This window comes from Laedolimicola sp. (assembly GCF_051972735.1).
Classification (GTDB): Bacteria; Bacillota; Clostridia; order Lachnospirales; family Lachnospiraceae; genus Laedolimicola; species Laedolimicola intestinihominis.
Genome location: NZ_JBOKYU010000041.1, coordinates 1 through 19992, shown reverse-complemented (window position 1 = coordinate 19992; position 19992 = coordinate 1). Strand labels below are relative to the sequence as shown.

Here is a 19992-nt window from a genome sequence, read left to right as displayed (position 1 = left end):
CAATTATACGACGTGCGCACATAATCCGTACCTCCTCTCCGCTTCGCTCCGAGTCGGTCGCATTATGCGCCGTATGAAATCATCTATAATTGCCGATTTGCGAGCAAGCTCGCATCGGCATTATAGATGATTTCGCACGTCTTATTTATTTGCGTACATGTCGTCATAGTACTTCTGATAATCACCACTTGTCACGTTCTTCATCCAGTCCTCATGCTCAAAGAACCACTGGATAGTCAGGCGGATACCGTCCTTGAACATGGTTTCCGGATACCAGCCAATCTCCTCTTTGATCTTGTCCGGAGCGATGGCGTAACGGCGGTCATGACCCTTACGGTCTGTCACGTAGGTGATCAGATCCTTGCTTACCAGCTTCTTTCGCGGATCCTCGTCCGGCAGCATCTCCTGCAGGGTCTCCAGGATGATATTAATAATCTCGATATTCTGCTTCTCATTGTGTCCGCCGATGTTGTAGCGCTCGCCCAGGCGGCCATTTTCCTGTACCATGTCGATGGCCTTGGCGTGATCATCCACATACAGCCAGTCGCGTACATTCTTGCCGTCGCCGTATACCGGAAGCTTCTTGCCCTGCAGAGCGTTATTGATAATCAGCGGGATCAGCTTCTCCGGGAACTGATACGGGCCGTAGTTATTGCTGCAGTTGGTGATGTTCATGGGGAAGCGGTAGGTATCCCAGTATGCCTTTACCAGCATATCAGAGGATGCCTTGCTTGCGGAGTAGGGGCTGTGCGGATCGATAGGGGTGGTCTCATAGAAATAAGTGTCGCCCTCTTCCAGAGATCCGTATACCTCGTCTGTGGATACATGCAGGAATTTCTTGTCTGCCTTGAAGGTGCCGTCCGGCAGCTCCCAGGCTTTCTTTGCCGCGTTCAGCATTACCAGGGTGCCCAGTACGTTGGTCTCTACAAAGATCTCCGGGTTCACGATACTGCGGTCCACATGGCTCTCTGCCGCGAAATGTACCACGCGGTCGATGTCATTTTCCGCAAAGATCTTCTCAATGGCCTCGCGGTCGCGGATATCTGCCTTGATAAAGGTGTAGTTGTCCCGATCCTCGATGTCCTTTAAGTTCTCCAGGTTGCCTGCGTAGGTCAGCGCGTCCACGTTGATGATGCGGATAGCGTCGCCGTACTTGCGGAACATGTAGTGAATGTAGTTGGAACCGATGAAGCCGGCTCCTCCGGTTACAAGATAAGTTCTCATTTTAAAAAATCCTCCGATTTTATTCTTATTTTTCTTCATAGTTATTTGCAGTATAGCATTATTTGCCGTCCATGGCAAGGATTTTAAGATTTGACGCCTGTTTGACACGCATTTCTTCCATTTTATGGTTTGACATTGGTTTGTCGATTGGGTATATTTAGATAAGATAGAATCATGAACCAATGAGGAGAGAATTTCATGCCGCGTCGAATCCGTCATACCATCGCAAAGCTTTCCCTTGCGGAAAAGCTTTGTTTTATCATGCTTACCCTTTTTCTTATCAGCCTTCTGCCGGTCTGCAGACTGGCCTTTTACGCGCATCCCGCCGGAGATGACTATGCATACGGCGTAGCGGCGCACCTTGCCTGGACTGATACCCATTCTCTTTCTGCCGTTCTCGCAGCGGCTGTTTCCAATGTAAAGGGCTACTATACTTCCTGGCAGGGAACGTATTCTTCTATCTTTCTGATGTCGCTGCAGCCGGCCATTTTCAGTCAGCGTCTTTATTTTCTGACCACATTTCTGATGCTTTTTATGGTAATCGGAAGTATTTTTTCTCTGTTTCACGTTCTGTTTACCCGTTATATTCCGCTTTCCCGAAGCCTGCGGCTGATGCTCTCCCTGGCGCTCTCGTTTCTCTGCGTCCATGTGATTGACGAAGGGAAATCTGCCTTTTACTGGTACAACGGAGCCCTGCACTATACGTTTATGCACAGCTGCATGCTGTTTTTCTTCGCTCTGCTTCTCCTGTATATGAAAGAAGAAAAGCGTTCCAAAAGAGTATTTTTCCTTCTGTGCTGCTGTTTTCTGGCCTTTGTCATCGGCGGAGCCAATTATATTACCGGACTGCTTTCTCCCGTGATTCTGCTGGCATTGCTTCTCCTCTGCATTCCCGCCCATGAAAAACGGGGTTTGGGCGGCATACTCCCGCTTCTGATTATGCTGATTGGTTTTTTCATCAATGTCAGAGCCCCCGGAAATGCTGTCCGAATCGCCGCCCAGCTGGATTCTATGGGGCCTGTGGAGGCTGTTTACTATTCCTTTGTATATGCGGTAAAGGGCATTGGAGAATGGACAAATCTCTATGTCATATTCTTTGCCGTCCTTCTGGCTCCCTTTTTGTTCCGGGCTCTTTCCGGCTGCCGTTTTTCTTTTCCGCTTCCCGGAATCGTTCTTGGCTTTTCCTTCTGTCTGGTGGCGGCCTCCTATACGCCGTCCCTGTATTCCATGGGACACACATACATCTTTGGCCGCTCCTTAAATATCATGCGTATGCTGTTTTACCTGCTGTTCTTTCTGAACCTGGTCTACTGCATCGGATGGCTCTGTACCCGTTTCCCGAAGGCTGCTGCTGATTCTACAGTTTCTTCCGGTTTGAAGAAAAGCTTTCTGACCGGTCTCGCCCTTGCCTTCTTTGCGCTTGTGATTTTTTCCGACAAGGACTGCATTACCGGACTGTCCGCGGCGGATTCCCTTCATAAGCAGTACGCGCAGACCTATCACCGGGAAACCCTGTACCGCTACTCTCTGATCACCCAGGGGCCCGACGAGGTATGGGTTCCCAATCTCTCAGTCTGCCCGACCTTGCTGGATCCGCAGGAACTGTCCGAGGATCCTTCCGACTACCGTAACAGCTCTCTGGCTGCATGGTACGGCATTTCCACGATTCACATGTCTAAAATTTACTAATTTACATACACGAGGTAACACAAATGAAAAGCATTCTTGTAATTCCGGCTCTGAATCCGCCGGCGCACCTTCTGGAATATGTGGACCAGCTGATTGCTTCCGGCGCGGAACACCTGGTTCTGGTGGATGACGGAAGCGCTTCCGAATATAAACCAATCTTCGAAAAGCTCTCAGAGCACCCCCAGTGCCATATTCTGACCCATACAGTCAATCAGGGCAAGGGACGGGCTTTGAAGGACGCCTTTGCCTATATTTTAGAGCAGCCGCAATGGACGGGACTGGGCGTCATTACCGCCGACTCCGACGGCCAGCATCTGGCAGCGGATATCCGGCGGATGGATCAGAAAATGGAGAATCTTCACCGGAAGGAGGATCGCTTTCTCCTGCTTGGCTGCCGCAATTTCCATCAGGATGACGTTCCCTTCCGCAGCCGTTTCGGCAATCTTCTGACCTGCTCCCTGTTCCGGCTTTTGTACGGCGTATCCGTGACCGATACCCAGACCGGTCTCCGGGGAATTTCCTGGGATCTGCTTTCACATATGTGCCAGCTCTCCGGCGAGCGCTTCGAATATGAGATGAATATGCTGACTGACGCGGCCCTCTCCAAAACCCCGGTACACACCCTGGAGATTAGCACCGTTTATCTGGACAATAATTCCGAATCCCATTTTAATCCGCTGGTAGATTCCATCAAAATATACCGGATTCTGTTTGGCACCTTTTTGAAATACGCCGTATCCTCGTTATTTTCCTCTCTGGTGGATCTGGTTTGCTTTACGGCTGCGGAGCTGCTTCTCCCCGCAGGCGCATACCGGATTCTGGAAGCCACGGTCATCGCGCGGATTATTTCCTCGCTGGTCAATTATTCCTGCAATAAAAAGCTGGTTTTTTCCGATAAGGGCAGCACAGGCTCCACGCTTCCGAAGTATTACGCCCTCTGCGTGGTCGTTATGCTCTGCTCTGCCGGTCTGGTAAGCCTCTTTTCCTTCCTGCCGGTTCCGCCCACTCTGATTAAAATTGTAGTGGACACGGTTCTGTACCTGCTCAATTACCAGATACAGCGCCGCTATATTTTCAAAACTATTTAATTTCTGGAGGAGCATGTTATGAATACTCTGCTGCTGGGCCTGCGCGTACTGCTGTTTGCCCTTTCCGCCTTTGGCTATCTGACGGTTCTGCATAAAAAAACGAGGCTGCCGGTCGAGTTTCTTCCGGCCATCGTCTTCTGCGGACAGATTTGCGTCCTGTTTGCGGCAGGCATCCTGAACCTGCTTTCTCTGTCCGTCTGGCTTTTATTCGGCGCAGGGCTTCTTCTGGCTGTGCTTTCCCTTCGGGATCACAGACTGTACCGGGATTTTCTCTGCCCGGGTTATGTGTTTTTCGCGCTGTCCTGCCTTTACTTTTTACTGATGCTGAAAGGACAGGTTTTCAATTCCTATGACAATTTTTCCCATTGGGCCCTGGTCGTAAAACAGATGCTTCTGACGGATCGCTTCCCGACCTTTCAGGATCCGCTCATCCTGTTTCAGGCCTATCCGCTGGGAAGCTCGTCTTTTATATATTACGTCTGCTGTCTGATCTCCCGCGTATCGGAAGGCTGTCAGATGTTCGCGCAGGTGATGCTGTCCCTCAGCATGATCCTGCCCTTATTCTCCTGTATCCGAAAGCAAAGGTTTACGGGTATTTTTCTGATGCTGGGAAGTACGCTGTTTTTCCTGAGCTACAATACGGTTCCTTCCGAACTCCTTGTGGACGCGCTTCTGGCCCTTACCGGAGCTGCCGCACTTCTTCTGCTGGAGCAGGAGCTGGGAGCAGAAGACCAGACTGCCTGGCTTTCCGTCCTGCCTGCCGTCGCCCTGATTCTGATTAAGAATTCCGGCATTTTCTTCTGGGCGCTGCTGGCCGGTAAGCTGATCTGGCATGCATGCCGTCACGGGAAAACCGCTTCCGCTCCCGCGCGCCGATCCTGGTACACCGTATTTTTTGCACCGCTTCTCACACTGCTGCTGTGGAAAAAGCATGTGGCCTATGTCTTCGCCGCCGCGGAGTCATCTCCCCACAGTATGTCTCTTTCCGCCTATCTCGCCAACATGCAGCAGAAGATGGCAGACGGTTCCATCTCCCGGATTACAGAAGCTTTCCGGCAGCAGATTATCGCCGGACGCGGCCTTCTGCTTCTGCTTCTTGTCCTTGCGGTTTTTATGGCCGCCTGCGCTATGCATAAGCTTTCTGTACGCCCCTGGCTCGGACGTGCTGTCTTTCTGACTGTGGTTTACGTCCTCTACCAGCTTGGTAATCTGTGTATGTATCTGTTCTCCATGCCGGAGGGCGAAGCCGTCGTCATGGCCGGATACGGACGTTATTACCGCACGATTATCATGTTCTGCTTTGCCTACGCGCTCTTTTACCTTCTGCGGGAGCTGGATGAGCAGAAGCTGCCCCTAACGGTAATCGGCACGCTGCTTCTGCTTCTCGTGTACCGGAAGCTCGGTATGTCCACATCCATTCTCCATCGGACCGGCGAATACCCTGTCCGCGCGGAAATGGAGCGTCTTATGGACGAATATGACGTGGAACATTATCAGGATTATCTGATCTGCATTCCGGAAGATGATATGGGATATGTCTACCATCTGACCAAATACCTGCTCTACACCCCCACCGTAGACGTTCACGTGGGCGTCTCCTCAGAGGATGAATTTGCGGATATCATCAACATTGCCATCGATCTGGAGTACGAATATTTCATCAACCTGGATCCGGAAAACGAAGCCATTGACCAATATTGTCAGAAGACCTTCGGCGCGGCTCCCGGCCAGCAGGTGATACGGCTGCAGTAAATGATACGTTTGCTTAGTCAAAAAATGAGTACGGGATTTTCACATCCTGTACTCATTTTCATTTTCCTTATTTACCCGGTTTTTCTGTTTTCATTTGCCCGCTTTTTTCACCGGAAGCAAAGACCGGATTCCCTGGATTCCATCTATCCCCATCAAAATGAATATCGGAACAAAATTCACAAGATACCGGGAGCGGGTTTCCCAGATCAGCAGGAACAGGAACAGGCCGAAGACTGCTATCTGCATGGCCTGTATCTCCCGTGTTTCGCATTTCCCGAAGAAATTCACAAGCAGCGATAAGAGAATTCCGCCAAGCAGAAGAAGCTGTACTGCATTGCAATACCGATAAGTTTTCGCGTAATCCGCGCCGTCATACAGAAACAGGGAATGGAGCCGACTCTCCCGCAGGGGATCCCGCTTCAGCTTCTCCGGAGCGAAATACACGCCATCGCCCCAGGTAAATACAATCTTGCTGTCCAGGTGCTGGCGCAGGCCTTCACTTCCATATTCTTCCAATTTTTCTTTAATATATGTACGATCCGTTTTCTGTTTTTCCGCTTTTCCCTCCACAGAAGCCGTCATCCAGTACACGTTGGCGTCGTAGCCGCCCACGCCGGTCAGTCCAAGCGCCAGCCAGTGCTCCACCGGGAATTCATTTTGATAGGAATCCGTCGCGTCAAAAAAGGGCATTTTCTGTGGAATTACCGTAAGCGCTCCTACCAAAGCCAGGAACGGGATTAGAAGCAATAAGCTCTTTTTCATCCGTTCCGCGGCTTTCTCCTTTCCCAGCCAGATATGAATCAGAAGCGCTATCAGAATCACGCCCAGGCTTCCCTTTACCTTATATCCCACTGCAAGCACGGCAGCCGTCAGAAGCAGGAACCGGGCGTCCTTCTTCCGAAGCTGATAGGACAGAAAACAGCCTGTCACAAAGGGCAGGGCAAAGGTATCCGTATAAAAAATCGCAGCATGCATATAGAAGGGCAGAAAACAGGCGCAGACCACCAGCGCAAGCCATGCCAGCCGCCCGCCGTAAAGCTGTTCTGCCAGCAGGAACAGAAACGCAACGCCCAGCACAATCAGACCCACATTCAGCAGCACGCCCAGGGTAATGTAGGAGCATAAGCCCCCGAATATTTTAAAAAATACGGCCAGGAACATGCAGACTGCCACATTATTGGGATAGGTAGTAAAATACCAGTTGCTGCTTTCCGAAAACGCGCCGTCCTCCGCAATTTCCACCGCTCCCTGGTAGACGGATCCGAAATCCCAGCCCGGGTAAACCCGAAGCTGTAAGCCGCAATAGAGTAATCCTGCCGCCATCAAAAGCAGGAGCGTCAGAGACGCTCCCCGCCAGAATCTTTTTTCATTTTTAAGCCGCCCGGACAATTTCTCTGTCAGAAATGTCAAAAGCAGGAAAACCACCCCAGGGCCAGAAGACCGATTTTCTTTGTCTCATTTAAGGAAACTGCGGCCATATAGCAGACCCGCAGCCACACCAGTGCCGCTCCGCCGGAAAATAAGCCGACGCATATCTTCTGTATCTTCGCAGACATAAATTACTTTGCCTCTCTGATAATTGTTCCGGTCTTCTCGTGAAGGGCCTCTTTTGCCTTCGCCAGATCCGCAATCACCGCCACCCGGCCCGGACGGCCTGCCACAAAGGAAGCGCCTGCCGCCATCTTCGGAAGTACGGACGCCCGCGGAAACTGTCCTGCTGCCGCGTAGGACTCCACTTCTTCCGGTGTTACCTTATCCAGCTCTTTCTCACGGTCTGTACCATAATTGATACAGATCTTATTCTCTCCGGTCAGAATCATCAGCATGTCCGCGTCCAGAAGCTCCGCCAGTTTTCCGCTGGCATAATCCTTCTCAATGACGGCGCTGGCACCCTTTAAGTGGCCGCGCTGGCGAAGCACCGGAATTCCGCCGCCTCCGCAGGCGATGACTACCTGATCCGCGTCCAGCAGTGTGCGGATCGCGTCGATTTCCACGATATCCGTGGGCTTCGGAGCCGCAACCACACGGCGGAAGCCTTTTCCTTCCTCTTCCACCACAAAGTTTCCTTTTTCTTCCTCTGCCTCGGCCTCTTCCTTCGTCATATAGCGGCCAATCACCTTGATAGGCTCCGCAAATGCCTCGTCGTAGGGATCTACCACTACCTGGGTAATGATGGTGCTGACGGTCTTCAGAATGCCTCTTCCCAGAAGCTCCTCCCGGATGGCGTTCTGCAGGTCGTATCCGATGTAGCCCTGGCTCATGGCCGAGCAGACTGACATGGGCGCGAAGGTGTAATTCTCGTGCTCTTTTCCGAACTCATTGAGAGCCGTATGAATCATGCCCACCTGGGGCGCGTTGCTGTGGCTGATGGCTACCTGACAGCCCTCCTCCACCAGATCCGCAATGGCTTTCGCCGCATTCTTTACTGCCACCTGCTGCTCCGGCAATGTGGTTCCCAGTGCTTTATGTCCCAAAGCAACTACTACTTTTTTCTTTTCCATAATCCGTTACCTCGCTGTATTAGACTTTAGGGTTATTATAGTTGTTTTACAGCTAAAAAGCAACGGGAAATCCGGGACTACTTTTTAGAAAATACCTTTGCGTACAATTCGTCCTGCTCCGGCAGATGCGTTATATATCCAATCGGGATCTCATTTCCGGTGGCTTCTATGATTGCCTTCGCTCCCGCAGAGCCAAAACCGCCGCACAGCTCAATACAATTTACGCCTTCTTTTATCAGCTCGTTCGCCACTGTGCAGGCTGTTTCCAGATCCTTCACCCCCACAATCCGGGCTTTTCCATCCTGAATTTCTGCTCTGTCCGTTTTTTCATCGTAACGTCCCATAATTAAATATGCATATTTCATATCGTTTCTCCCAATCCGGTGCAATCAGCTTCCGGCTTCTCATGCTTTTCCTTCTGAACCGCACAGCGTCATATAATGGGCCGCCACGTTCTTGTAGCCTTCATACAGCAGCGGATACATGGCGTAAGCGCCCATGCCGTCCTTGCACTTCTCGTTCAGGTTCGCAATCGCGCCCCGTTTCAGGTCATTGGAGATATTCAGCTTGCAGATGCCCATCTGGCAGGCCTTCTTCAGGTTCTCGTCTCCGGTACCGGAGCCCCCATGCAGTACCAACGGAACCGGAACCTTTTCCCGGAGCTCTGCCAGCAAATCAAACTGGAGCTTCGGCACGCCGCTGTATACGCCGTGAGCTGTTCCGATAGCGACCGCCAGAGCGTCCACGCCTGTCCGCTCTACGAATTCAATTGCTTCCTCCGGAACGGTGAAGCCACCGGTTCCGTCCGTCTCGTACTGATTTGCCATACCCACATGACCCAGCTCTGCTTCTACGCCCACGCCTACTGCATGCGCTACCTTTACAATCTCGCTTACCTGGGCGATATTTTCCTCAAAGGGAAGGGTCGAACGATCCACCATCACGTCGGTAAAGCCCGCGCGTATGGCCCACATGGCCTCCGCGTAGGTTCCGCCATGATCCTGGCACATGGCCACCGGCACCTTCGCGCGGATAGCCAGATCTTCCACAATTCTTCCAAAATAATGGATATCCGGGTTTACTTTATATAGTGCAATCATGATCAGCGGAGATTTTTTTTCCTCAGCCGCCTGAATCGCCGCCCGCACGGAATGCTCATTTTCCACTGCTATCGCCGGCACACAGTAATGTCCTTCTCTCGCTTTTTTCATCAGTTCTATCATAGAAATATACATAAGCTTATCCTCCCGACTAATAAATCTTAAGTTCAAACTGCAGGTCGTCCCTGTTTTCTTTCGCGTTGCAGGTCACATGCCGGAGCATCACATCCATTCCCAGCTGCCCGGACATGGCCTCTTCCATCCGCTCTTTCCGATCCAGGTAGAATACCTCTCTTGTGTAGCTGATCATGCGGTAATTCTTCTCATTGGCTATCATGCTCAGTTCCATTTTCGTCAGAACTGAATCCAGCGTGACCTTCACAATGGTTCCCTGAATAAATACTTTTACGACCTGCGGTCCCTTTCCTGTCTCCTCTTTCAGAAGCGTAGCAAAAATCTGCTTGATATCCGCCTCCTTTTTCAGTTTTTCCTCTCTGTCCACAATCAGTCCGGAGCCCGTCAGGATTCCGTCCTGAATCTTCAGCACCTGAACTGATACCTCACTGAGTGCGCCCAGAAGGGCCTCCGTGTCGATGGGCTTTACAATGTACTTGTTGATGCCCACATCGACTGCTTTCAAAATGACCTCCTTATCGTCAAAGGCCGTCGTAATAATAATCGGCGTCTCCCGATCCGTTTCCCGGATCTTCCGGCTCATCTCAATTCCGCCCATCAGCGGCATCTTCAAATCCGTAATAATCACATCCGGATCCACGCTTTCGTACGCCTTAATTCCCAGCTTTCCGTTATTGGCCGTATAGACCTTGCCGCACCGTCTGCGAAATATCCCATGGCCCCCACGGTAACATTGAAGGGGCTGCCTGACTGCATATCCGTCAATACGAGCACGTCGCTCTCTTCCAGCTTATTCCGAATCTCTTCCTCCACCCTTTCCCGGAATAAATCTACGCTGTCACCCAGATACAGTCCAAAACAGGTTACGTGTTCCTGTTCACCTACGATCATTTGCGCCGTTTCCAGCATGGCCTTCGACAGGGGCCCATGTGAAATTAGAATAATCTCGAACATTCTCCTTCTCCCGTCCTTTTTCCGGTTTTCAACATACAAAAAGCCAGTATCCTACCTTTTTCGATAGAATACTGGCTCCATTTTGCTAAACAATCTTGTTTTCAAAACAGTCCGTCAGTACGAACAATGTATGTTCTGCCGTTTTCTGTTGATAGACTCACTATACACGATTTTTTCTTTCCAGTCAAGTTCGATTAGCATTTTCGTCATATTTCATCTATTTTATCAAGTTTTTTTGTGCATATTTCAGAATTATCTTTATTATTTTTTCACAATTTCAATTTCTTTTTGCATTACTGTACAGAAGCAATGTCAAACCTTCCATCGCGTACGACTGTGAGCCCAGCCTGCTTTTACAGATAATTCTGCTGACATTTAATGCAGGCGCTGTTTCTGCTGCAATGAAAATCCTCTATGAGATCGTCCACCCGGCTGCAGCTGGCCGCGATGAAGGTAACCGTATGTTTTACTTTGGATGAGTCCACAGGACATCTCGTCTCAAAGACCTGCGTATATCTCCGATCCTCTTCCCTGGCATTTTCTTTTCTGTTCTCTGTCATGGTCATTCTCCTCACAAGGCCGGGCTTACTGATTTCTCCGGTAGATAAGTTTTAAGCCCTTTAAAAGCAGTGCGTCGTCCAGCTTAAGCTTTCGCCTGCAATAGGGCGCAATGTACCTGGCCATACCGCCTGTGGCTACCACAGACACCTGCTGGCCCAGTTCCTCCTCGATGAGTCCAATCATACCGTCCACGCAGGCCGCGTTTCCATAGAGGACGCCGCTCTTCATGCAATCCACAGTGTTGCTGCCGATGAACTTTTTCGGCGGATCCAGGCTGATCTTCGGAAGCTGGGATGTACGGCTGATCATGGCGTCCAGGGCCACGCCCACGCCCGGCATAATCATGCCGCCCATAACCTGCTTCTTCTCATTGACTACAGTAAAAGTGGTAGCTGTTCCCAGATCCACGACTACCAGCGGACAGGGATATTCCTCAATGGCTGCCACCGCGCCTACCACCAGGTCGGAGCCCAGCTGGGCCGGATTATCGATACGGATGTCCAGGCCGGTCTTGACGCCCGGTCCCACCACCAGCGGCTCCCGGCCTGTCACCTTGCCCGCAGCCCGGCGCATCACACCGGTCAGAGGCGGTACCGCCGACGAGAGAATTGCTCCGGCCAGTTCCTTTTTATCAATTCCATATATCTCCAGAACCGTCTTAATGCTGATGGCATACTCCAGCTCTGATTTCTTCGTATCTGTGTGAAGCCGCTCCACGAATACAATCTCATCGTCCCGGATGCAGCCTACCACAATGTAGGTGTTGCCGATATCTACCGCTAAAATCATGGGGTTTCCTCCTGTTCCTCTTTTTTCCGCTCCGGCCTATCCGCATTCTGTACATAACGAAGCTGTCCGCCGTCCTGTTCTATGGATACCAGTTCCTGATAAGTATCCGTGTCCGTCGTCAGCTTTTTCTGCCGCAGCAGATAGTTGGCGCATTTTTTCACCAGGTCGTAGATGACCGCGAAAGCCGGAACACCGATGATCATGCCCACAAATCCCAAGAGACCGCCAAACACCAGAATGGAAAACAGCACCCAGAAGCTGGACAGACCCGTGGAGTTGCCCAGGATCTTCGGTCCCAAAAAATTGCCGTCAAACTGCTGCAAAAGTAAAATCAGGATCAGGAAATACAGACACTGCATCGGATTCACCGTCAACACCAGGATAGCGCTGGGAATCGCCCCGATATAGGGTCCAAAGAACGGGATGATATTAGTCACGCCCACCACCACGCTGATCAGCATGGAATAGGGCAGGTTCAGAATGCTCATAAAGAAGAAACACAGGCAGCCAATAATCAGGGAATCGATAAGCTTGCCGCTGATGAATCCGCCGAACATCCGGTCAATCAGCCGACACTCGTCCAGAATCGCGTTGGCATGCCGTACACTGAATGCACTGTAAATCAGCTTCTTGGCCTGAGCCGCGAATTTTCGGCGGTTGCCCATCATGTAGATGGCGGCAATCAGGCCGATCAAAATATTTTTCATCACGACGATAGCCCCCAAAAGCCCTGCGGAAACACCGCTTACGATGGTCTGCATATTAGGCAGGAGCTTGGTTTCCAGCCAGCTCTCCACATTGACAGAAACCGTATCAATAAACTGGTTTACATAATTCCAAACTATTTCATTGTCCTGCAGATAATTCTGAATCCAGGCCGACCATTTATTAACCATGGACGGGAACGCCGTCACAATGCTGCCGATGCTTGAAAATACCTGCGGCATAACCATGGCAATCAGGAGATAAATCACCAGCAGACTGAACACCATGCTGAGGCCGATGCCTGCCGCCCCGGCGATACTGCGCGCCTTTTCCGGCTTCTTCATTCTGCTTTCTAAAAAACGAGACAAATGCCGTTCGATAAAATTGCAGACGGGAGTCAGCAGGTAGGCAATCACCGCACCATAGATAAAGGGCATCAAAATTCCCTTCATCAGATTATACGCCGCCACGATCTGGTCGAATCGGTACATGGCGAAAAATACCAGGATGCAGATAATAATAGAACCTGCACCCGCCAGACTTTTATAGAGATATTTTTTCAGTGGTCCGTTATTTTTCATATGCTTCCTGCTTTCCTGTCAGTAATACCTATCATTTATTTCATATATTCATCAAAGCCCTTCATGACTTTTGGAATCACATAATGGCTTCCGCCCCGGCCTTTGACGTCTTCGATCATCATCGTAATCAGCAGCGGCTTCTCCGTGTTTTCCACGCACATACCCACGAACCAGCCAAGCTCCTGACCCTCCGTGTCATCCTTCGAAATCTTCAATTCCGCTGTGCCGGTCTTTCCTGCCATGCGGAAGGCATCCCGCTGTGCCGCATGGGCCGTACCGGCGCTATCCTCCACCACCTGATAGAGATCCGCCAGCACCGTATCTGCTGCCTCTTTAGTGAACACGCCCTCTTTCCAGTATGTGGCGCTCTCGCCGTCCAGCAGATAAGGCTTCACCATATTACCTCCATTTACCAGAGCGGAATAAATGCTGCTTAAGTGAATCGGGTTCACCAGTATCTTGCCCTGTCCGTAGCCGCTGTCCGCCAGTTCTGTCTCGGACGCGATCCTGCCATCGCTTCCATAGCCGGACGCCGTCGCCGCGAAATCAAAGGGCAGCTCCTCCCCAAAGCCCAGGGAATCCAGACCCTTCATAAAGTCTTTCTCACCCAATGCGCAGGCTGCCTTTGCGAAATAGATATTGTCGGAATGCACCAAGGCATTTTCCAGATTCTTCACCGGATAATCCACCAGGGTAGTCACATAATAATCGCCCCAGCTCGAGTCCTTCTGCCATTTTAAGCCGTCATTCTTCACATCCTCGTCCGGGTTAAGCGTTCCCGCTGTCAGACCCAGAGCCGCCACCACGGGTTTGAAGCTGGATCCGGGCGTCCAGGCCGCCAGATAACGGTTATACAGTGGCTGGGACTCGTCAGAATTCAGCGCCTCCCACGCGCTGGCAGTATAACCCATAACGAAATCATTGGGATCGTAAGCCGGTGTGCTGACCAACGCCCGCACTGCTCCGGTAGTGGGATCCATGGCAACCGCGCAGCCCTCGTCGCCCTCCACCTCCTGATAAAGATACTGCTGCAGGGTGATGTCGATGGTCAGCTTCACATCCTGTCCATCCTCCGCCGGCTTCTCCAGCACCACATCTTTCACTTCGCCCAGCTGATTCCGGATCTCTATAGTATAGCCATCCTTCGAACGAAGCTGCTCCTCATAGATGCGCTCTGCGCCTGCCTTGCCGATGATGCTGTTTCTATTATACCCCTGCCCTGTTCTTTTTTCCAGTTCTTCCGCCGTAATATTCTGTACATAGCCGGTGAGTTGAGCTGCCTTTTCGCCAAAGGGATAAAACCGCACCTTCGTGTCCGAAATCATCACGCCCGGAATTTCCAGCAGCTTTTCTTTCAGCTCCATGGCGTCCTTGGCTACGGTCCGAAGCGGCACAAAGGTATCGTCCCGCACCCAGCCTGCGCTTAAGGCCTTCTCTATCTTCTCCGTACTGATTTCCAGAAGCTCCGACAGCTGCGCGATGGCGCCGTCCCGGTCCTCCGGAAGCTTGCCCGGCACCAGACCTACGGAAGAAGCGATACCCTCCCGGGCCAGTTCCACCTGATTGCGGTCATAGATATTGCCACGTTTGGCCTGGGTCGTCACCACCTTGACCGTATCCTCATTATAGAGATTCGGGAAAATGTCCTGGCTATCCCAGCTCATCTTATAAGCCCCGTCCTCATTTTTTGTGAAGATTGCTACCGTATCAAAGGACAACTCCCCGGCAATGGTGTCCATGGTCAGCGTATACTTCACCCTCTGGGTTTCCGCTTTTTCGTCCTTTTTCTCGCCCGGCTCCTTAATATCTGCTCGGATATCCGAAGCCTCAATCCCGCCATAGATATTCTTATACCGGTTTACATAAGTTTCCTTATCCGTGGTTTCCTGAGCCTCCTCTGTCAGGAACTCATACATATCCCCGTAATTCTCCTGATTCAGAAGCCCGATATATTCTGTCAGAAGCTCCTCCGGCTGCGCCTGCTTTTTCCCACAGCCGGACAGGCTGCCGGCCAGCAGTCCCATGCCAAGAAGCAGTGCCGATACCCCTTTGATCTTTCTCATTCTTATCCCCCTTTAGGCGATTCCGCTTTTTTTCTATTTTTTCTATTGTAACACGCTCTTTTATAAAAGCCTATCCCCATCTGTGTTTTCTTTTTCCGGCACTGTCAGCTCCCACTTTTCCGGATTTCGCAACTGATCCAGCTTCCAGGACAACTTGCCGTTATAAGGTGTTCCCATCCAGATTACGCCAGCGCTTCCAAGTATCGTTATCACTGCCAGGCCTACAGCCACCGGAAGTTTCCAGAAATGTCCTGCCAGCAGTCCCCGCTGGGTCAGCTTCATCCGGAGCAGCTTCTTCTTCCTGTCCGGCAATTCTGTCACATCAATCCAAAGAAAACGGTGTCCCTTCAGAAAAATCCATAGCTGCTCTTTTTTGCTCCGGTACCAGCGCAGCTCCCGAAGCTCCACCCTTTTGTCTTTCGGCAAAAGCAGCCGGTTGTCCTCGACCTCTATGTCTTTTAAGATACCTGGATAGCTGTTTTTCCGATACAAACGCCGTTCCCACAGATACCAGAAAAAATAGAACAGAAATAATCCCAGACAGCCTGCCAGAACCGGCACCCGTCTTCGCACACCGCCCAACCAGCAAAACCGGTACAGCGTCCTCCAGAACCAGAAATACACTAGCAGGAACCAGGGACTGTACAACCGCCGCTCCCACAAAAGGCGCCCCAGTCTCCGCCTCCAGCGTCTTTCCGTAGCCTTATCCACTATTTCCATCTGTTTCTCCTCTCCGGCCTGTTATCGTTTACCCGAACATCCCCGGCAAACCTCATCTTCTATATACCACACCTGTGTAAGTCCACGTTTGTCCCTGATCGGTGGATTCATAGCGAAGCTTCGTCCCTCCAAGCTCTGAATACTCCTGCATTCCCAGATATAGCACCAGTTTTTCGTCCTGTACCTCCGGCGGATAGCAGACGGTATAGCTTTCCGCGCAGTCTACAGCCGGAAGCTCCATATACACCGGCTCCCAGCTTCTGCCGCCATCCTCTGTCCGATAACAGCCGTCTCCACCGGTCACAAAGCCCGTCTCTGCCGTCACAAAGGCTGCCCCCGTCAACAGGGAATGACCACCGCTTTGACTGTAGCCCTGCTCCGGCTTCACTTCAAACCAGTTTTCGCCTCCGTCCTCTGTCCGGTAGATGCTGCTTCCCTCCTGGTGCATAGTCCGATCACCAGTGAATATCAGGAAGCCATGTTCCGCATCCGGAAAACTTAAGAACAGTCGCCGTACACTGACTGCTTCATTTGTCACAACGATTGTTTTCCAGTTTTTTCCTTTATCCGGACTGAAGGTCACGGATACGGGAACCGTCCGGGAACCGCCATAAGCAAAGGCTGTCATGGTCTCCGATACCACATAGCTTTTCTCCTGTATGCCGGAAAGCTGTCCGTCCATCTCATCCCCCCGTTCTGTGAGCTTTTCCAGCGAAACCGGAACCTCCGTCCAGTCTGCTCCACCGTTCCAGGAGACCTCCGGCACTCCGTCTCTCACAGTCGCCTGACCGGAAGGCTGCTGCTTCAAATCCAGCGTCGGAAGTGAGGCATAAGCAGTCTCTGCATCCTCCGGATAGACTTCCTCCATGGCCGCCAGTACCCGGGACGTTTCCGCCACACCCACCAGCTCATAGGTATACTCGCCCACCCGTTTTACATGAACCGCCCAGTCATTATAGCGGTATTCTGTTCCGTTTTCCTCATAGCTCTTACCCTCCACCGGCAGGTCTTTTTCCGGCTTCTCGTCAGCCCACACAATATCCCGGAACAGCAGTCTGCAGACATACTCGTCTGCGTCTCCCGCCAATAGCGTCCGATCGATAACCTCAAGCGTATTGTAACCGCTGGATTCCTCCGGATTGTAGGCGCTTCCCCGCTCCGGATCCTCGTAGTACATGATATACCGGTACACAAAATCCGACACAGAATCCAGATAGGAGGCCTGGGTCTTTACCCGCAGCTGCCAGGGGCCGTCCACCGCTTCCTTCATATCTGCCCACTCCGTCTCCGGGTACTGCTCCATGGCGCTCATTCGCCAATCATAATAGCTCTCACCGTCCACCGGCTGAAGCCCTGTCATTTTCTTTATCGCTGTATCCGAGAAGCTGTCCGGCGCATCCAGACCCAGATACAGATTGACAGCAGCCTCCTGCTGGTAATTTTCTTCCCGCACATCCCGACGTACCGCGATACCAAAGATTCCCACGCAGACAACCAGTTCTGCCGTCAGCAGCGCAAAGGCAGCCAGACCGGTCCAAACTCCAGGCTCCTGCTCCCGGGTCACTACCTGAAGCCGGGCGCGCATCACTGCCTTGTTGTTATAAAAGTATGCGGAATAAGCCTTTGTGCGCTCCCGTCCCCGTCGGAGGGAAGCCAGTAAAAATTTTGCGTAGGTATCCCGCTCTACCTCTGATCTTTCCATCGTCACACTCTGATCACAGGCTACCTCCACATCCTTGAAAGCCGCGTTTTTCAAAAACCAGACTGCAGGCTGAAACCAGAAGATACAGCTTCCCAGCGTGAAAATCAGCTTATACCAGAGATCCCGTCTCTTTGCATGGGTACATTCGTGGAGAAAAACCATCCGAAGTTCTCCATAGCTGTAGCGGGTATCCGGAATCAGCATCACCGGCGAAATAAAACCCAGAATCATCGGCGTAGTCACTGCAGCGCTCTGATAAAGATCCGGGGTTCTCCCAAGCCCTACCTCGGAAGCGGCCTGCCCGCAGGCACTGTGCACCCAGCTTTCCTCCACCGGCTTTGCCGCCGCGATCGCCTTCCGGCGAAATATCTGATAGGAGCCCAACTGCCACAAAAGCAACAATCCCGCCCCGGCTGCCCAGATCGGAAGCAGGATATTCAGGCTCTGCACCTGCGGATACGTCCAGCGGAGCACATAAAGTCGGAACATCAGGACAAAATGCAAAAGCACCAGCTCCAGAAGCAGCACCAGCCAGAAAATCTTTCGATACTTCGCCTGCCTCATATTCCACGCTCCCTTCTCTCCCGGTCCAGGAACTCCTGTAATTCATCCAGATCTTCTTCTGACAGCTCCTCTCCGGATCCCAGAGCCGTCATAAAATTTCCTATGGAATTCTGATACAGCCGTTTCCAGATACTGCGGCTCTCCTCCTGGAGATACTCCTCCTTCGGAACCACCGCCTTATAAACATTGGTTTTCCCCTCCCTGTATACGTCCACAAAGCCCTTTTCCTGTAAACGTGACAGGAAGGACAGGATCGTTGTGGCTGAAAGCTGCCGTTCCTTTGGCAGCTGCATTTCTATTTCAGCCCGGGTCACCGGACGACCGACGTCCCAGATAATCATCATCATCTCCAGCTCTGAGTCTGGTAATCGTCTCATGCGCAGATTTCTCCTTTCGTAAAATTCCATTTTTCACTTTCCACATGGTGCGTTTCTTTTCTGCATTTGCCGAATTAATATTCTGTTTTCATTCTACATTTGCCGAACATATCTGTCAAGCCCACATCCATTCTTACTTGTAAAGAAAGAAAAATTATACTATAATCATCACAAACTTGAACCATGATTACAAAAGAAAGAGGTACGCACTATGAATTACAATGAATGTATCCAGAACGCCCGAGGTCTTGTGGGAAAGGTCTGCAAGGCCTGTCCCGAGTGCAACGGCCGCGCCTGCGGCAACAAAATGCCGGGCCCGGGCTCCAAGGGAATCGGCGACACCGCCATCCGTAACTATGATAAATGGAAGGAAATCCGGGTGCAAATGGACACCCTGGTAGAAAAACGCCCCATAGATACTACGCTTAAACTGTTTGGGAAATCTTTTCAGTATCCTTTCTTCGCAGGTCCCGTAGGAGCAGTCAACCTCCACTATGGCGACTCTCTCAACGATGTATCCTACAATGATATCCTGGTCTCTGCCTGCGCTGAATTTGGCATCGCAGCCTTCACCGGAGACGGCACCGACAGCAATGTCATGGTAGCAGCCACCAAAGCCATCAAGCATGCCGGAGGCTTCGGAATTCCCACCGTAAAGCCCTGGAACATTGAAACTATCCGTGAGAAAATGGCTCTGGTTCATGACGCCGCTCCCTTTGCCGTTGCTATGGATATCGACGCTGCCGGCCTTCCGTTCCTCCAGAACCTGAATCCGCCTGCCGGAAGTAAATCTGTGGAAGAGCTGCGCGCCATCGCGGAAGAGGCCGGCGTTCCCTTTATCGTCAAGGGCGTCATGACGGTCAAAGGCGCTCTGAAAGCCAAAGAAGCCGGAGCCGCGGCAATCGTAGTCTCCAACCATGGCGGCCGCGTCCTCGACCAGTGCCCTGCCACCGCAGAAGTCCTGGAAGAAATCGCCGAGGCTGTAGGCGATTCCATGAAAATCCTGGTGGACGGCGGCATCCGCTCCGGCACTGACGTCTTCAAGGCTCTGGCTCTGGGCGCCGACGCTGTCATCATCGCCCGCCCCTTCGTTACTGCTGTATACGGCGGCGGCCGGGAAGGCGTAGAAGCCTACATCAACAAAATCGGTTCCGAACTTAAGGATACCATGGCTATGTGCGGCGTATCTTCCCTGGCGGAGATCACCCGGGACTGCGTCCGCAGATAAGCCTGTGAGCGAAGAAAAACCGGGAGAACCTCCGCCAGATTGCTCTTGCGAGGTGTTCGGACGTTTCTCCCGGTTTTTTATATCATTTTTCTAGCGGGGTTCTCCCACGAAGAACAGCGCCAGGGTTCCCGGTCCGGAATGCGCTCCGATGGTCGGACCCACATAATTTACCAGAAACCTTTCAATTCCGAACCGTTCCCGTATCAGCTTCTCCAGGTACTCCACGTCTTCGATACAGTCTCCATGGCTGATAAATACC

At 51.7% G+C, this 19992-nt stretch carries 20 protein-coding genes; 4 read left to right on the top strand and 16 right to left on the bottom strand.

The window, feature by feature from the left end; genetic code table 11:
• Positions 1–141: 141 nt before the first annotated feature.
• Positions 142–1224 carry a dTDP-glucose 4,6-dehydratase gene (gene rfbB / locus ACTRC3_RS09535; RefSeq protein ID WP_440322892.1) on the bottom strand — a complete coding sequence of 361 codons (1083 nt, stop codon included), beginning with the start codon at positions 1222–1224 and terminating at the stop codon, positions 142–144.
• A 198-nt stretch (positions 1225–1422) separates the two neighbouring features.
• On the opposite strand from rfbB, the gene ACTRC3_RS09530 reads away from it, so the two are divergent.
• From ACTRC3_RS09530 to ACTRC3_RS09520, 3 genes are read left to right on the top strand one after another with little or no spacing between them, the layout of a single operon-like run.
• Positions 1423–2913, top strand: a complete 1491-nt coding sequence (locus ACTRC3_RS09530; protein WP_440322891.1) for a DUF6056 family protein — start codon at positions 1423–1425, stop codon at positions 2911–2913.
• Positions 2914–2936: 23 nt separating this feature from the next.
• A complete protein-coding gene (locus ACTRC3_RS09525) occupies positions 2937–4001 on the top strand; it encodes a GtrA family protein (protein WP_440322890.1) in 1065 nt (354 codons plus the stop codon).
• An 18-nt stretch (positions 4002–4019) separates the two neighbouring features.
• On the top strand, positions 4020–5753 hold the full coding sequence (locus ACTRC3_RS09520; protein WP_440322889.1) for a hypothetical protein: 1734 nt from the start codon (positions 4020–4022) through the stop codon (positions 5751–5753).
• A gap of 90 nt (positions 5754–5843) precedes the next feature.
• Here the strand turns inward: ACTRC3_RS09520 and ACTRC3_RS09515 are convergent, their stop codons facing one another.
• The 14 genes from ACTRC3_RS09515 to ACTRC3_RS09450 all read right to left on the bottom strand — a co-directional run bounded on the left by ACTRC3_RS09515 (position 5844) and on the right by ACTRC3_RS09450 (position 18505).
• Positions 5844–7163 carry a glycosyltransferase family 39 protein gene (locus ACTRC3_RS09515; protein WP_440322888.1) on the bottom strand — a complete coding sequence of 440 codons (1320 nt, stop codon included), beginning with the start codon at positions 7161–7163 and terminating at the stop codon, positions 5844–5846.
• A complete protein-coding gene (locus ACTRC3_RS09510; RefSeq protein WP_440322887.1) occupies positions 7160–7309 on the bottom strand; it encodes a hypothetical protein in 150 nt (49 codons plus the stop codon). Before ACTRC3_RS09510 ends, ACTRC3_RS09515 begins: the two co-directional genes overlap by 4 nt.
• A 3-nt stretch (positions 7310–7312) precedes the next feature.
• Positions 7313–8254, bottom strand: coding sequence for a carbamate kinase (arcC, locus tag ACTRC3_RS09505; RefSeq protein WP_178038480.1), 942 nt, complete (start codon positions 8252–8254; stop codon positions 7313–7315).
• A gap of 77 nt (positions 8255–8331) precedes the next feature.
• Positions 8332–8619, bottom strand: coding sequence for a DUF6506 family protein (locus ACTRC3_RS09500; RefSeq protein ID WP_178038481.1), 288 nt, complete (start codon positions 8617–8619; stop codon positions 8332–8334).
• 39 nt (positions 8620–8658) lie between these two features.
• The gene (locus ACTRC3_RS09495) at positions 8659–9489 is read right to left on the bottom strand and encodes a class II fructose-bisphosphate aldolase (protein ID WP_178038482.1); all 831 of its coding nucleotides are present in this window, start codon (positions 9487–9489) and stop codon (positions 8659–8661) included.
• A 16-nt stretch (positions 9490–9505) separates the two neighbouring features.
• Entirely contained in the window at positions 9506–10129 is a 624-nt protein-coding gene (locus ACTRC3_RS09490) for a Na-translocating system protein MpsC family protein (protein ID WP_440322886.1), read from the bottom strand.
• Positions 10114–10443: a PTS sugar transporter subunit IIA gene (locus ACTRC3_RS09485; protein ID WP_440322885.1), complete on the bottom strand. Its 330-nt coding sequence runs from the start codon at positions 10441–10443 to the stop codon at positions 10114–10116. The genes ACTRC3_RS09490 and ACTRC3_RS09485 overlap by 16 nt, the downstream gene beginning before the upstream one ends.
• 353 nt (positions 10444–10796) lie before the next feature.
• The gene (locus tag ACTRC3_RS09480; RefSeq protein ID WP_178038491.1) at positions 10797–11003 is read right to left on the bottom strand and encodes a hypothetical protein; all 207 of its coding nucleotides are present in this window, start codon (positions 11001–11003) and stop codon (positions 10797–10799) included.
• Positions 11004–11028: 25 nt separating this feature from the next.
• Positions 11029–11793, bottom strand: coding sequence for a type III pantothenate kinase (locus ACTRC3_RS09475; RefSeq protein ID WP_178038492.1), 765 nt, complete (start codon positions 11791–11793; stop codon positions 11029–11031).
• Positions 11790–13079 (bottom strand): AI-2E family transporter, encoded by a 1290-nt coding sequence (locus ACTRC3_RS09470; RefSeq protein ID WP_440322884.1) that lies wholly within the window; start codon positions 13077–13079, stop codon positions 11790–11792. The genes ACTRC3_RS09475 and ACTRC3_RS09470 overlap by 4 nt, the downstream gene beginning before the upstream one ends.
• A gap of 35 nt (positions 13080–13114) precedes the next feature.
• A complete protein-coding gene (locus tag ACTRC3_RS09465) occupies positions 13115–15142 on the bottom strand; it encodes a penicillin-binding transpeptidase domain-containing protein (protein ID WP_440322883.1) in 2028 nt (675 codons plus the stop codon).
• A 60-nt stretch (positions 15143–15202) separates the two neighbouring features.
• Positions 15203–15862 (bottom strand): hypothetical protein, encoded by a 660-nt coding sequence (locus ACTRC3_RS09460; RefSeq protein ID WP_440322882.1) that lies wholly within the window; start codon positions 15860–15862, stop codon positions 15203–15205.
• 52 nt (positions 15863–15914) lie between these two features.
• Positions 15915–18128: a M56 family metallopeptidase gene (locus ACTRC3_RS09455; protein ID WP_440322881.1), complete on the bottom strand. Its 2214-nt coding sequence runs from the start codon at positions 18126–18128 to the stop codon at positions 15915–15917.
• Positions 18125–18505 carry a BlaI/MecI/CopY family transcriptional regulator gene (locus tag ACTRC3_RS09450; protein WP_440322880.1) on the bottom strand — a complete coding sequence of 127 codons (381 nt, stop codon included), beginning with the start codon at positions 18503–18505 and terminating at the stop codon, positions 18125–18127. Before ACTRC3_RS09450 ends, ACTRC3_RS09455 begins: the two co-directional genes overlap by 4 nt.
• A 211-nt stretch (positions 18506–18716) precedes the next feature.
• On the opposite strand from ACTRC3_RS09450, the gene ACTRC3_RS09445 reads away from it, so the two are divergent.
• On the top strand, positions 18717–19733 hold the full coding sequence (locus ACTRC3_RS09445; RefSeq protein ID WP_440322879.1) for an alpha-hydroxy-acid oxidizing protein: 1017 nt from the start codon (positions 18717–18719) through the stop codon (positions 19731–19733).
• 90 nt (positions 19734–19823) lie between these two features.
• Here the strand turns inward: ACTRC3_RS09445 and ACTRC3_RS09440 are convergent, their stop codons facing one another.
• Entirely contained in the window at positions 19824–19985 is a 162-nt protein-coding gene (locus ACTRC3_RS09440; protein ID WP_440322893.1) for a DegV family protein, read from the bottom strand.
• Positions 19986–19992: the final 7 nt, after the last annotated feature.

What these genes read in the sequence shown, in the direction of transcription:
- ACTRC3_RS09495 (WP_178038482.1), bottom strand. Translation starts at nt 9,489, where the DNA reads ATGTATATTTCTATGATAGAACTGATGAAAAAAGCGAGAGAAGGACAT.
- ACTRC3_RS09450 (WP_440322880.1), bottom strand. Translation starts at nt 18,505, where the DNA reads ATGAGACGATTACCAGACTCAGAGCTGGAGATGATGATGATTATCTGG.
- ACTRC3_RS09500 (WP_178038481.1), bottom strand. Translation starts at nt 8,619, where the DNA reads ATGAAATATGCATATTTAATTATGGGACGTTACGATGAAAAAACGGAC.
- ACTRC3_RS09510 (WP_440322887.1), bottom strand. Translation starts at nt 7,309, where the DNA reads ATGTCTGCGAAGATACAGAAGATATGCGTCGGCTTATTTTCCGGCGGA.
- ACTRC3_RS09525 (WP_440322890.1), top strand. Translation starts at nt 2,937, where the DNA reads ATGAAAAGCATTCTTGTAATTCCGGCTCTGAATCCGCCGGCGCACCTT.
- rfbB (WP_440322892.1), bottom strand. Translation starts at nt 1,224, where the DNA reads ATGAGAACTTATCTTGTAACCGGAGGAGCCGGCTTCATCGGTTCCAAC.
- ACTRC3_RS09470 (WP_440322884.1), bottom strand. Translation starts at nt 13,079, where the DNA reads ATGAAAAATAACGGACCACTGAAAAAATATCTCTATAAAAGTCTGGCG.
- ACTRC3_RS09475 (WP_178038492.1), bottom strand. Translation starts at nt 11,793, where the DNA reads ATGATTTTAGCGGTAGATATCGGCAACACCTACATTGTGGTAGGCTGC.
- ACTRC3_RS09520 (WP_440322889.1), top strand. Translation starts at nt 4,020, where the DNA reads ATGAATACTCTGCTGCTGGGCCTGCGCGTACTGCTGTTTGCCCTTTCC.
- ACTRC3_RS09530 (WP_440322891.1), top strand. Translation starts at nt 1,423, where the DNA reads ATGCCGCGTCGAATCCGTCATACCATCGCAAAGCTTTCCCTTGCGGAA.
- ACTRC3_RS09485 (WP_440322885.1), bottom strand. Translation starts at nt 10,443, where the DNA reads ATGTTCGAGATTATTCTAATTTCACATGGGCCCCTGTCGAAGGCCATG.
- ACTRC3_RS09460 (WP_440322882.1), bottom strand. Translation starts at nt 15,862, where the DNA reads ATGGAAATAGTGGATAAGGCTACGGAAAGACGCTGGAGGCGGAGACTG.
- ACTRC3_RS09480 (WP_178038491.1), bottom strand. Translation starts at nt 11,003, where the DNA reads ATGACAGAGAACAGAAAAGAAAATGCCAGGGAAGAGGATCGGAGATAT.
- ACTRC3_RS09455 (WP_440322881.1), bottom strand. Translation starts at nt 18,128, where the DNA reads ATGAGGCAGGCGAAGTATCGAAAGATTTTCTGGCTGGTGCTGCTTCTG.
- ACTRC3_RS09465 (WP_440322883.1), bottom strand. Translation starts at nt 15,142, where the DNA reads ATGAGAAAGATCAAAGGGGTATCGGCACTGCTTCTTGGCATGGGACTG.
- ACTRC3_RS09445 (WP_440322879.1), top strand. Translation starts at nt 18,717, where the DNA reads ATGAATTACAATGAATGTATCCAGAACGCCCGAGGTCTTGTGGGAAAG.
- arcC (WP_178038480.1), bottom strand. Translation starts at nt 8,254, where the DNA reads ATGGAAAAGAAAAAAGTAGTAGTTGCTTTGGGACATAAAGCACTGGGA.